Here is a 14,310-nt window from a genome sequence, read left to right on the forward strand (position 1 = left end):
GAGCCAGGCCGAGGGCGGGGCGTCGGGGGCGCTCGCCGCCGTGCTGCCGGCGCTCGCCGCGTGGCGCCGGGAGAGCGACGCCCGCACCACGATCGACGGTTGGCGCCACCGCGTCGTCTGGCACCCCGTCACCCCGCCGGCCGCCGAGCTCTCCGGCCGCTGGCCACTGCTCACCCCGCTCGGCGACCGCTTCGGCCGGGCGGCCGAGGAGGTCGCCGACGCGCTGCGCGCCGGGGGCGCCGAGCCCGTGGTGCTGCCCGTCGCGACGGGCGGCACCGACCGGGCCGCGCTCGCCGCCGCCCTGCGCACGGCCGGCGTCGAGGAGGCCGCCGGCGTGCTGTCCCTGCTCGCCCTCGACGAGACGACGAACCCCGACGACCCGGCCGCCGTGCCGGCCGGCCTGCCCGCCACCCTGGCCCTGGCCCAGGCCCTGGGCGAGACGGGCGGCACCGCGCCGCTGTGGTGCGTCACCCGGGGAGCCGTGTCCATCGGCCGGTCCGACCGCTCGATCAGCCCACGGCAGGCCATGAGTTGGGGCCTCGGCCGGGTCCTGGCGCTGGAACTGCCCGACCGCTGGGGCGGTCTCGTCGACCTGCCGGCCCGGCTCGACGAACGGTCCGGAGCCCGGCTGGCCTCGGTCCTCGCCCGCCCGGTCACCGCCGGCGACCCGGCGGCCGAGGACCAGGTCGCGCTGCGCGGCTCCGGCGTCTTCGCCCGCCGCCTGCTGCCCCACGCCAGGGCCGCGGACCCCGGCCGGCCGGCGCCGCCCGAGGGGCCGGCGCTGATCACCGGCGGCACCGGCGCCGTCGGCAGGCACCTCGCCCGCCGGCTGGCCGGCGCCGGCGTGGGCCACCTGGTGCTGACCGGCAGGCGCGGCCCGCGGGCGCCGGGCGCCGCCGAGTTCGTCGCCGAGCTCCGCGACCTCGGCGCCACCGCCGAGATCGTCGCCTGCGACACCGCCGACCGCGAGGCGCTCGCCGCGCTCGTCGGCGACCTGGCGGACCGGGGCACCCCGATCCGCTCCGTGTTCCACGCCGCCGGCATGGGCACCACCGTGCCGCTGGAGCAGGCCGGGCCCGAGCACCTGGCCGAGGCGGCCCGCGCCAAGGCCGCCGGCGCCGCCCACCTGGACGAGCTGTTCGGCCCCGACTCCGGCGTGACCGCGTTCGCGCTGTTCTCCTCGGGCGCCGCCGTGTGGGGCGGCGGCCACCAGGGCCCCTACGCCGCCGCCAACGCCTACCTCGACGCGCTGGCCGCCGACCGCCGGGCCCGCGGCCTGCCCGCCACCTCCGTCGCCTGGGGCCTGTGGGACGCCGAGGGGATGGGCGCCGGGGAGACCGGAGCGCTGCTGCGCCGCCGCGGCATGCTCCCGATGGATCCCGAGCTGGCCACCCGGGCCCTGCTGGAGGCGCTCGCGGACGGCGAGACGGAGCTGGTGGTCGCGGGCGTCGACTGGGACCCGTTCGCCACCGGTTTCACCGCGGCACGTCCCAGCCCCCTGCTGTCCGCGCTCCCCGACCGGCGCGCCACCTGGCCCGCCGCCCACTCCGCGTCCGAGTCCCGGAGCGCCGCCGGCGAGTCCGCCGCCGACGCCTTCGCCGGCCGGTTCGCGGCGGCCGCCCCGACGGAACGCCAGGCCCTCGCCCTGGACCTGGTGCGGGGCCGGGCCGCCCAGGTGCTGGGCCACGAGGGTCCGGCGGCGATCGCCGGTGACCTCGCCTTCCGCGACGCCGGGTTCGACTCGCTCACCGCGGTCGAGCTGCGCAACCGGCTGGCCGAGGCCACCGGGCTGCGGCTGCCCACCACCGTGGTCTTCGACCACCCCACGCCCGAGGCGCTCGCCGCCCACCTGACCACCGCGCTGCTCGGCACCCCGGCCGAGGCCGCCGCCCAGGCCCCGCCGGGCGCCGCCGCCGGCCTCCCGCCCGCCGACGAGGCGGAGCCCGTCGCCGTGGTCGCCATGGGCTGCCGCTTCCCCGGCGGCGTGGCCTCGGCCGAGGACCTGTGGCGGCTGGTCGCCGCCGGCGAGGACGCCATGACCGGGCTGCCGGACGACCGCGACTGGGATCTGGCGACCCTCCTCGACCCCGACCCGACCCGGCCGGGCGCCAGCCGCGCGCACCACGGCGGATTCCTCGACGACGTCGCCGGGTTCGACGCCGGCTTCTTCGGCATCGGCCCGCGCGAGGCCGTCACCACCGACCCCCAGCAGCGCCTCGTCCTCGAGACCGCCTGGGAGACGCTGGAGCGCGCCGGCGTGGACCCCGACGGCCTGCGCGGCAGCCGCACCGCCGTGTACGTGGGCGTGGTCGGGCAGGACTACGCGGAACGGCTCCAACAACCCGCCGACGAGGTGGTGGGCTACCGCATCACCGGCGGATCCGGCGCCCTGGTCTCGGGGCGGCTGGCCTACACGCTCGGTCTGGAGGGCCCGGCGGTGACCGTGGACACCGCCTGTTCCTCCTCGCTGGTCGCCATCCACCTGGCGTGCCGGTCGCTGCGCTCCGGCGAGAGCGACCTGGCGCTGGCCGGCGGCGTCACCGTGATGTGCGCCCCCACCCCGTTCGTGGAGTTCAGCCGGCAGGGCGGGATGTCGTCGGACGGCCGCTGCCACTCCTTCGCCGCCTCCGCCGACGGCACGGGCTGGGGGGAGGGCGTCGGCCTGGTGCTGCTCGAACGCCTGTCGGACGCCGTGCGCAACGGCCACCCGGTGCTGGCCGTGGTGCGGGGATCCGCCCTCAACCAGGACGGCGCCAGCAACGGTCTGACCGCCCCCAACGGGCCCGCCCAGGAGCGCGTCATCCGGGCCGCCCTCGCCGACGCCCGCCTCGCACCCGCCGACGTCGACGTGGTGGAGGCGCACGGCACCGCGACCACCCTGGGCGACCCGATCGAGGCCGGCGCGCTGCTCGCCGCCTACGGCCGCGAGCGGCCGACCGCCCGCCCGCTGTGGCTGGGCACGGTCAAGTCCAACATCGGCCACACCCAGGCGGCGGCCGGCGTGGCCGGCGTCATCAAGCTGGTCATGGCACTCCACCACGCGCACCTGCCGCGCACCCTGCACGTGGACCGGCCCACCCCGCACGTCGACTGGTCGGCCGGTGCCGTCCGGCTGCTCACCGAGGAGCGGGACTGGCCCGCGTCGGGTCGGCCCCGCCGGGGCGCCGTCTCCGCCTTCGGGATCAGCGGCACCAACGCGCACCTGATCCTGGAACAGGCGCCAGAGCACCAGCCGGCCACCGTCGACGATCCGCCTCGCGCCCGGGGCCCGCTGCTGTTCCCGGTGTCCGGCCGGGGGCTGCCCGCGCTGCGGGCCCAGGCCGGCCGGCTCCGCGCCCACCTCGCCGACCACCCGGGGCGGGCGCTGCCCGACCTGGCCCACTCGCTGGCCCACACCAGGGCCCAGCTCAGCCACCGAGCCGTCGTCGTCGCCGACGACCGGGCCGGCCTGGAGTCCGCGCTCGACGCGCTCACCGCCGGCGCCCCGCACCCCAGGGCGACCACCGGGGTGGCCAGGACCGGCCGCCGCGTCGCGTTCCTGCTCACCGGCCAGGGCAGCCAACGCCCCGGCATGGGGCGGGAGTTGTACGCCGCGCACCCCGGGTTCGCGGCGGCGCTCGACGAGGTGTGCGCCCATCTCGATCCGCATCTGGAGCGGCCACTGCTCCCGCTGCTGCTCGCCGAGGAGGGCTCGCCCGAGGCGGCGTCGCTCGACCGCACCGAGTACGCCCAGCCCGCGCTGTTCGCCCTCCAGGTGGCGCTGCACCGGCTGGTCACCGAACACGGGGTACACCCCGACCAGTTGCTCGGCCACTCGATCGGCGGGCTGACCGCCGTCCACCTGGCGGGCGCGCTGCCGCTGCCCGACGCCGCCCGGCTGGTCGCGGCCCGCGGCCGGCTGATGCAGGCCCAGCCGGCCGGCGGCGCCATGGTCGCGGTCGAGGCCGCCGAGGACGAGGTGCTTCCCGCCCTCCCCGACCGGGTCGCGGTGGCGGCCGTCAACGGCCCGAAGGCCGTGGTGCTGTCCGGGGACGAGGACGCGGTGCTCCGGGCGGCCGCCGACTGGGCGGCGCGCGGTCGCCGCACCCGCCGGCTGCGGGTGGGCCACGCGTTCCACTCGCCGCACATGGACGGCATGCTCGCCGAGTTCGAACGGGAGGCCGCCGGCTGTGCCTGGACCAGGCCGCGGGTGCCCGTCGTCTCGGACCTCACCGGGAGGCCGCTCACCGCCGAGGAGATCGCCAGCCCCGGCTACTGGGCCCGGCACGCCCGGCAGGCCGTCCGGTTCGCCGACGGCGTCCTGACCCTGCGCGGGCAGGGCATGACGGCCTGTCTGGAGCTCGGCCCCGACGCGGTGCTGACCAGCATGGCAGGGGACTGCCTGCCGCCGCCTGCCGAGGGCGAGGAAGCCCCGCTGCTCGTTCCGCTGCTGCGCACCCCGCGGCCGGAGCCGCGGGCGGTGGCCACCGCCCTGGCCGCCCTGCACACCCACGGCGTGCCGCTCGACTGGGCCGCCGTCCAGGGCGCCGGCCGGACCGTCGCGTTGCCCACCTACGCCTTCCAACGCGAGCGCTACTGGCTGACGGCGCGCCAGCCGGCCGCCCACTCCACCTCCTCCACCTCCTCCTCCACCTCCGCCACCGCGTCCGCCGCCGGGTCCCCGGCGAGCACCGACGGACGGCCGCCCTTCGACCACCCGGTGCTCACCGGCGCCACCCGGCTCGCCGACACCGGCGGGTGGCTGTTCACCGGCCGGCTCGCCCCCCGCGAACAGCCCTGGCTCTCCGACCACGCGGTGCGCGGCACCGTGGTGGTGCCTGGCCTCGCGCTGCTCGAACTCGTGCTGCTGGCCGGCCGGGAGACCGGGGGCGACCTCGTCGAGGAGCTGACCTTCCAGAACCCGATCGTGCTCGACGCCGACGACGCCGTCCTGGTGCAGATCGTCGTCGGCGCCCCGGACGCCGGGGGGCGGCGGCGGGTGGGCGTCCACTCGCGGCCCGCCGACACCGCCCGGGCGGAACCGCTCGCCGCCAAGGAGCCGTGGACCCGCAACGCCACCGGCGTGCTCACCGCCGGCCCCGCCGACGCCGACGAGGCCCTGCCCGACCTGCGGGAGTGGCCGCCGGCCGGCGCCGAGGCCGTCGACGTCTCCCTGCTCTACGAGCGGCTGGCCGGCCGGGGTTACACCTTCGGGCCGGCGTTCCGCAGCCTGCGCGCCGCCTGGCGGCGCGGCGACGAGTGGTTCACCGAGGTGCGGCTGCCCGACGAGCACGCCGGGGAGGCACCCCGGTACGGCATCCACCCGGCGATGCTGGACTCCGCGGGGCACGTCCAACTGGAGGCGTTCGGCCACGGGGGCGGGACCGCGGCGGGCGGCGTCCCGATCCTGTTCGCCGTCGAGGACGTGCGGCTGCGCGCCACCGGCGCCAGGACCCTGCGGGCCCGGCTGACCGCCCGCACCGTGGACGGCATCCGGATGGAGCTGGCGGACGGTGACGGCGAGCCGGTCGCCGTCGTCGGCACCCTCGCGGTACGGGCGATCGCGCCGGGCACGCTGCGGACGGCCGGCGGCCACGTCGACTCCCTGTACGAGCAGCGGTGGACGCCCGTCGACCGCCGGGTCGACGCCGCCGGCCCACCGGCCTGGGTGACCGTCGGCGAGGTGCCGGCCGCACTGGCCGGGACCGGCGCCGCCGTGACGGGACACCGGGACCCGGCCGCGCTCGGCCGGGCGGTGGCGGCCGGCGGGCCGGCGCCGGGTGACGTCTGGTTCTTCGGCCGCGACCCAGGCGCCGCCCCCGGCGACCCGGCCGCCGCCGCGCACCACGCCGCCGCCCGGGCCCTCGAGGTGGCGCGGGCGTGGCTGGCCGACGACCGCCTCGGCGCCTCCCGGCTGGTGGCCGTCACCCGGGGCGCGTTCGCCGCCGTTCCCGGCGACGACGTGCCGGCCCCCGACCAGGCCACCGTCTGGGGGCTGCTGCGGGCCGCGCAACGCGAGCACCCGGGGCGGTTCGTCCTGGTCGACGTCGACGAGGACCCGGCCAGCTGGCGGGCGTTGCCCGGGACGGTACGCGGCGGCGAGCCGCAGTACGCCGTGCGCGCCGGCCGGACCCACCTGCCCCGCCTCGCCCCGGCCACGCCGGGCGCCGGGCCCGGGCGGCGGCTCGACCCGGACGGCACGGTGCTCGTCACCGGCGGCACCGGCGCCCTGGCCCGCGCCCTCGCCCGCCATCTGGTCGTCGCGCACGGCGCGCGCCACCTGCTGCTGCTGAGCCGGCGCGGCGCTGCCGCGCCCGACGCCACCCGGACGGTGACCGAACTCGCCGGGCTCGGCGCCACGGTGCGCGTGGTGGCCTGCGACGCCGCCGACCGGGACCGGCTGGCCGCCGCGCTCGCCGGGATCCCGGGGGAACACCCGCTCACCGCGGTGATCCACGCGGCCGGTGTGCTGGACGACGGCCTGCTCGCGGACCTGACGCCCGACCGGCTGGCCCACGCGCTGCGCGCCAAGGTCGACGCCGCGGTCCACCTTGACGAGCTGACGCGCGACGCCGACCTGACGGACTTCGTGCTGTTCTCCTCGGCCGCCGCCGTGCTCGGCAACCCGGGGCAGGCCAACTACGGGGCGGCCAACGCCTTCCTCGACGCGCTGGCCCAGCACCGCGTGGCACGCGGCCGCCCGGCACGCTCACTGGCCTGGGGCCCGTGGGCCGGGGACGGCATGGCCGGCCGGCTGGCCGAGGCCGACCTGCGCCGGATGCGTCAGACGGGGGTGGCCCCGCTCGAACCCGAGGAGGCGCTGTCCCTGTTCGACGCGGCCCGGCTGGCCGGGGCCGCGCTGCTGGTCCCGCTGCGCGTCGTGACGCCGGCCGACGACGGCCGTGCCGTCCCGCCGCCGCTGCGCGACCTCGTCGCCGCGAGTGCCCCGAGGGAACCGGCCGCGGCCGCGGCCCCGCCGCCGGCCGAGCCGGCCGACCGCTGGGCGGCGCTGCCCGCCGAGGAGCGGGACGCCGAGGTCCTGGAACTCGTCCGCACCCTGGTGGCCACGGTGCTGGGGCACGGCGGCGCGGAGGCGGTGGACCCGGCGGCCCCGCTGCTCGAACTCGGCGTCAACTCCCTGATGGCGGTGGAGCTCCGCAACCACCTGTCGGCCGCCACCGGCCAACGCCTGCCCACCACGCTCGTCTTCGAGGCCCCGACCGCCGCCGCGCTCGCCCGGCGACTGGCCGCCGGCCTCGACCACCACGCGCCGGAACCCACCGGCCCGGAAGCCGCAGGAACCGAGGACCACGGGGCGGTGACCGAAGCCAGCGACGTCTTCGATCCGTCCGTCACCGTCCCGGCGCCATTACTCCAGTTGGAGCCCCTGTCATGACCCGTCTCCCACCCGCCGCGCGGATCGGCGACTTCCGGACCCTGCTGCGACCCGGCGACCCCGTCGTACGGGACCACCTGCTCGGCGGCACGCCCGCGCTGCCGGCCGTCTCGCTCCTCGACGCGCTGTTCCGCGCCGCCGCGGCCTCCGGCCTCGACCCCGCGGACGTGGAACTGCGCGGGCTGCGCGTCACCGAGCAGCTCACCCTGCCCGACGACCGCGAGCGCCACCTGCTGTTCCGCTCCCGGCCCCGGCCGGACGGCCAGGGGGCCGACGTCCGCGTCTCCACCGGGCCGGCCGACGGCACGGCGGACGAGCGCCCGTACGCCGAGTGCGCGCTCGTGCCGGCCGCCGCCGAGGAGCCGCCGGAACCACTCGACCTCGCCGCCGCCAGGGCCGCGCTGACGTCCCCCGCGGCCCGGCCGCTCGACGACGTCTACCAGGCCCTGGCCGGGCACGGCGTGACCCACCGCGGCTACCTGCGCGCCGGCGGCACCGTCGTCCGGCGGGGCGAGGGGCTGCTGGCCGAACTCGCCCTGGGCGCCGAGGCGGCGGCCCGCGACGACGGCTTCCTGCTCCACCCGGCGCTCCTCGACGCCGCCCTCGCCCTCGCCCTGGCCGGGGACGACACCCGGCCGACCGCCGCGCCGCCGCTCACCCGGCTGGACCGGGCCAGGATCTGGCCGACCCGGACCCAGACCCAGACCCAGACCCAGACCCCGGCCGCCGGGGCGGGCCGGATCGCCGTCCGCTTCGTCGAGGTGCTCCCGGGGCCCGCCCCCGAGGTGCGGCTCTACGACCCGGCCGGCCAGCAGGTGGCCGTGCTGCACGGCCCCTCGGGCCCACCCGCCACCGACGCACCGGCCGCCACCGACGCGTCGGCGACCACACCGGACGTCGTCGACCGTCCCAGGACCGGCGGCCTCGACATCGCCGTCGTCGGCATGGCGGGCCGCTACCCGGACGCCGAGGACCTCGACCGCTTCTGGGAGAACCTGCTGGGCGGCCACGACGCCGTCGGCCCGGTGCCCCCCGAGCGCTGGCGGCTCGGCGACTACCCCACGGCCGGCGCCAACCCCGGCACCAGCGGTGGCTTCCTCACCGACGTCGACGCCTTCGACCCGCTGTTCTTCCGCATCGCGCCGAGCACCGCGGCCGCCATGGACCCCCAGGAGCGGCTCTTCCTCCAGACCGCCTACGCCGCCGTCGAGGCGGCCGGCTACCAGCCCGCGGACTTCGCCGCGCCCCACGACCGGGTGGGCGTGTTCGTCGGCGCCACCTGGACCGACTACCGGCTGCTCGGCGTCGAGGCGACCCGTGGCGGCCGGCCGGGCGCGGTCACCTCTGGCCTGTCCTCGATCGCCAACCGGGTGTCGTTCTCCTTCGGGTTCACCGGCCCCAGCCTCGCCGTCGACACCGCCTGTTCCTCGTCGCTGACCGCGCTGCACCTGGCCTGCCGCGCCCTCGCGCTCGGCGAGTGCGACGCCGCCCTGGTCGGCGGCGTCAACCTGCTGCTGCACCCGGACAAGTACCTGCTGCTCGGCCAGCTGAACATGTTCTCCTCGGACGGCCGTTGCCGGTCCTTCGGGGCGGGCGGCGACGGCTACGTGCCCGGCGAGGGCGTCGGCGCCCTGTTCCTCAAGCCGCTGCACCGCGCGCTCGCCGACCGCGACACGATCCACGGCGTGGTGCGCGGCACCGCCGTGGGCCACGGCGGCACCGCGGCCGGATTCACCGTGCCGAAGCCCGCCGCGCAGGCCGCCGTGATCCGCCGCGCGCTGGAGGACTCCGCCACCGAGCCGGACAGCGTCGGCTACGTGGAGGCGCACGGCACCGGCACGGCCCTCGGGGACCCGGTGGAGTTCGCCGGCCTGCGCGAGGGCTTCGGAGACCGCACGAGCCCGTGCGCGCTCGGCTCCGTGAAGTCCAACATCGGCCACCTGGAGGCGGCCGCCGGTGTCGCCGCCGTCACCAAGGCGCTGCTCCAGCTCCGGCACGGGCGCATCGCGCCCTCGCTGCACTCCGCCGCCCTCAACCCCGAGATCGACTTCGCCGCCTCGCCCTTCCACGTGCCGCAGGCCGCCGAACCGTGGCCGCGCGCCAGGGACGAGCGGGGCGAGCTGCCGCGCCGCGCCGGGGTCAGCTCCTTCGGGGCCGGCGGCTCCAACGCCCACGCGGTGCTCGAGGAGTACCCGCAACGGCCGCTTCCGAGGCGGCCCGCGACCCCCGAACTGCTGGTGCTCTCGGCGCGCGACCCGGAACGGCTGCGGGCCTACGCGGCGCGGCTCGCCACGCACCTGCGCCGGACCGGGGAGCCGGATGCCGCGCACCACGAGCCGTTCGCGGACGTCGTCAGAACCCTCCAGACCGGCCGCCCGCCCCTGCCCGCGCGGCTCGCGCTGGTGGCCGGGGACGCCACCGAGGCCGCCGACCTGCTGCTGCGCCACCTGGCCGGCGAGGACACCGGTGTGGTCACGGGCGTCGCCCACGACGACGGCCACCGCACCCGGCGCGCCGCCACCGCCGCCTGCGCCGAGCGCTACCTGGCCGGCGACCTCCCCGGCGCCGCCGACCTGTGGGTGGCCGGCGCCACCCCCGACTGGACCGCGCTCAACGGCGGCCCGGCCCGCCGACTCCCGCTGCCCGGCTACCCGTTCGCCCCGCAGCGGTTCTGGCTCGACGTCCCGCCCGCGGCCGTACCCGCCACGGCGGACGGCCCCACCTCGGAAAGGGGAACCATGACCGCCACCGACACCCCCACCGACACTCCCACCGACACTCCCGGCGGCCTTCCGGCCGGCGGCGTGTTCGTGGACCGGGTGCGCGCCGCCTTCGAGCCGACCCTGGTCAGGGTGGACGACGAACTCGAAGCCCACCTGGGGCTGCTCGGCAGGTACGGCGCCAGCGCCGTGCTCCGCCGCTTCCACGAACTCGGCCTGCCACCCGAGGGCGGCCGGGTGCCCGAACTGCGCGCCCGGATGGGCGTCACCGACCCGTTCGCGCGGTTCTTCGACGCCTGCCTGCACGTCCTCGAACGCCACGGCCTGCTGCGGGTCGCGGGCGACCGGGTGACCCTCACCGGCCCGGCGCCCGACCCCGCGCCGCTGCGCGCCGACCTGACCGCCCGCTACCCGGAGGTCGCGCCGTTCCTGCGGCTCCTCGACGTCGCCCTCGACGCCTATCCGGAGACGCTGCGCGGCCGGCGGCCCGCCACCGAGGTGCTGTTCCCCGGCGGCGGCATGGACCTGATGGCCGGGATCTACCGGGGCAACCGGGTCTACGACTTCTACAGCCGGCTCACCGCCAGGTACGTCGCCACCGCGGCCCGGCAGCGGGCGGCGGAGCGCGGCGGCCGGGTCCGCGTCCTGGAGATCGGCGCCGGCACCGGCGGCACCTCGCACCAGGCGCTGGCGGACCTGGCCGAGTCCGGCGCGGACGTCGAGTATCTGTACACCGACATCGGCGGCGTCTTCGTCGCCCATGGGCGAAGGACCTTCGGCCCGCGCTATCCCTTCGCCCGCTTCCAGGTGCTCGACATCGAGAAGGACCCGGTCGAACAGGGCTTCGCCGAGGGCTCCTTCGACGTGGTGTTCGCGGTCGGGGCGCTGCACGCCGTCTCGGACATCGACGCCGCGATGGCCCGGGTGCGTCGGCTGTTGACCCCGGACGGCCTGCTGGTGCTCGGCGAGGCGGTCGAGAACCACGACGTCATGGCGGTGACCATCGGCCTGTTGGACGGCTGGCACCTCTACCGCGACCCGGAACGCCGGATCCCCGACGCGCCGTTGCTCTCGGTCGACGGCTGGCGGGCCAGCGCGGCCAGGACCGGCTTCGCCGGGCTCACCGCCTACGGCCCGGGACTGACCGGGGACGCGGCCTCCAGCCACCGGCTCGTCGTGACCGCCGCGGACGGCCGACCGGCCGCGGCCGAGCCCGCTGCCGCCGACCCCGCCGACCCCGCCGTTCCCGTCGTCCCTGTCGTCACCGTCGAGACGGGCGGGGTCCACGGCGACGAGGCGGCGCGCGCGGAGGCCGTCGAGCGGTTGATCATCGAGTTGGTCGCCGACGCGCTGGGGACCACCCCCGACGAGGTGCGTCCCGAGGCGTCGTTCGCCGAGTACGGCGTGGACTCGATCCTGGCCGTCAGGCTGGTGGAGAGCATCAACGCCCGGCTGGCCGTCGACATCAGGACGACGGTGATCTTCGACCACCCGTCCGCCCGCGCGCTCGCCGCCTTCGCCATCGCCCAGGGCGCGGCGACGGCACCCGCCGCCCCGGCACCCGCGGCGCCCGCACCGACGAGCGCGGCACCGACGAGCCCGGTACCGGAGTTCGCGGCACCCGGGTTCGCCGCGCCGCACGTCCCGGCACCGGGCGCCGGGCCCGAGCCGCCGGGGGACCCCCGCGCCCTGGACATCGCCGTCATCGGCATGGCCGGCCGCTACCCCGACGCCGCCGACTACCGGCAGCTGTGGCGCAACATCCTCGACGGCCACGACGCCGTCACCGAGATCCCGCCGGGCGGCCGCTGGAACCTGGCCGACCTGTACCAGCCCTGGCCGCCCGCCCCCGGGCGGACCTACTCGCGGTGGGGCGGCCAGGTGCCCGACGCCGACCGCTTCGATCCGCTGTTCTTCGGCATCGTCCCGGCCGAGGCCGACCTGATGGACCCGCAGCAGCGGCTCTTCCTGGAGGAGAGCTGGAAGGCGATCGAGGACGCCGCCATCGACCCGCACGCCCTGCGCCGGGCCAGGTGCGGCGTGTTCGCCGGCGCCCCGCCGTCCGACTACACCCAACTCATCAGGGAGCGCGGCCACTTCGGCTCGCCGCACGTCTTCACCGGCAACTCGCCGGCCATCCTGCCCGCCCGGGTCGCCTACCACCTGGACCTCACGGGACCCACCTTCGGCGTGGACACCGCCTGCTCCTCCTCGCTGGTCGCCGTCCACCAGGCGTGCCGCAGCCTGGCGGCCGGCGAGTGCGAACTGGCGCTGGCCGGCGGCGTCGCGGTCTTCGCCACGCCCGAGCACCAGCTCCTCACCTCGTCCATCGGCATGCTCTCGCCCACCGGCCGCTGCCGGCCGTTCGACGCCTCGGCGGACGGCATCGTGATGAGCGAGGGCGTCGGCGTCGTCCTGCTCAAGCCGCTGGCCGCGGCGCTGGCCGACGGCGACCCGATCCACGGCGTCATCCGGGCCAGCGGCGTCAACCAGGACGGCAGGACCAACGGCATCACGGCGCCGAGCGCCCGCTCGCAGGCCGAGCTCCTGCGCGACATCTACCGGCGGCACGCCATCGACCCGGCCACCGTCGGCTACGTCGAGACGCACGGCACCGGGACCAGGCTCGGCGACCCGATCGAGATCGAGGCGCTCACCGAGGTCTTCGGCGAACGCGTCCGAGGCCACGGCACGGTGCCCATCGGCTCGGTCAAGTCCAACCTCGGCCACACCTCGCACGCGGCCGGGATCGCCAGCCTGATCAAGGCCCTGATGGCGGTGCGCGAGCGCCGCGTCCCGCCCTCGCTGCACTTCGAACGCGCCAACGACCTCATCGACTTCGCCCGTACCCCGTTCTCCGTCGCCACCCGCGCGCGGCCCTGGGACTCACCGGGGCCACGCCGGGCGGCCGTCAGTTCCTTCGGGTTCAGCGGCACCAACGCCCATCTGGTGGTGGAGGAGCACCGGGACGCCAGGCCGGTGACCGGGCACCCGGACGCGGCGGCCCTGGTCACGCTCTCCGCCGCCACCGAGGACAGCCTGCGGCGCGGCGCCGACCTGCTGGCCCGCCACCTGGCCGACCATCCGGAGACCCCGCTGCCCGACGTGGCGGCCACCACCCAGCTCGGCCGCGCCACCTTCGCGCACCGCCTGGCGCTGGTCGCCGGCTCCACGGTCGAACTGCGGGACCAACTGGCCCGGGTGGCGGCCGGCGAGCAGCCGCCGGGGGCGTACCGGGGGAGCACCGACCCGGACCGGCCCGCCGCCCCCGCCGCCCCGCTCGGCGCGCGTCCCGACCTGGTGGCCGTGGGCCGCGCCTGGGCGGCCGGTGGCGCCTTCGACTTCGCCGGCCGGTACGCGGGCGGCCCGGTGCGCCGGGTGCCGCTGCCCGGCTACGCCTTCGCCCGCGAGCGCTGCTGGGTCCCCGAGGGGGTCCCCGAGGGGGTCCCCGAGGGGGAGGCCGCCCCGGCCACCGGGCGGGGCACCGCCGCGCCGGTCGCGGCCGGACGGGCGCGGCAGGCGCTGTTCGCCGCCGTGGCCGACGAACTGGGGCTGGCCGTCGAGGACCTGGACTCCACCCTCACCTCGGTGGACCTGGGACTCGACGACATCGGCCGGGCCCGCGTGACCGCCAGGGTCGGGCGGGAGCTGGCCGTCGGGCTGCCGCCGGTCGCGCTGACGGTGCGCACCTCGCTCGACGAACTCGCCACCCGGCTCGCCGCCGGCGAGTGGCCGGCCGGCCCGCCCGCCGTCACCGAGGAACCACCTCCCGTCCCCGCCGCGCCGGCGGAGCAGCGGCTCCCCGAACCGGGACCGGGACCGGGACCGGAACCGGCACCCGCCCCGGTGGGTGATCCGGTCGGCCGCGCGGAGGCGTTCCTCGTCGAGGTGCTGGCCGCCGAGGCCCGGCTGCCCGCCGACCGGATCAGGCCCCGGGCCCCGCTGAAGGACTACGGCATCGAGTCGGTGCTCATCGCGCGGCTGACCAGGCGTCTGGAGCGGACCTTCGGGCCGCTGCCGTCGACCCTGTTCTTCGAGCACCAGACCCTCCACGACCTCGCCGACCACCTGGCGACCCACCACCGGGACGCGCTGGAGCACAGCTTCGCCGTGAGCACCAGGACGCCGGGGGCCGTCGCGTCCTCGCTGCCGGCGCACCGCGCCATCGTGGCGGCCGTCGAGGCGGGCGACCCGGCGGCGGCCGCGGCGGCCGTG

At 77.8% G+C, this 14,310-nt stretch carries 2 protein-coding genes; both read left to right on the forward strand.

Annotated elements, in window-relative coordinates:
• The first annotated feature begins 40 nt into the window (after positions 1-40).
• Positions 41-7,375, forward strand: coding sequence for a type I polyketide synthase (locus tag E1283_RS17685; RefSeq protein ID WP_207930442.1), 7,335 nt, complete (start codon positions 41-43; stop codon positions 7,373-7,375).
• A partial coding sequence (locus tag E1283_RS17690; RefSeq protein WP_132819034.1) for a beta-ketoacyl synthase N-terminal-like domain-containing protein occupies positions 7,372-14,310 on the forward strand: 6,939 nt, incomplete at its 3' end. The genes E1283_RS17685 and E1283_RS17690, both read left to right, overlap by 4 nt.

Source organism: Streptomyces hainanensis (genome assembly GCF_004348415.1).
GTDB lineage: Bacteria > Actinomycetota > Actinomycetes > Streptomycetales > Streptomycetaceae > Streptomyces > Streptomyces hainanensis.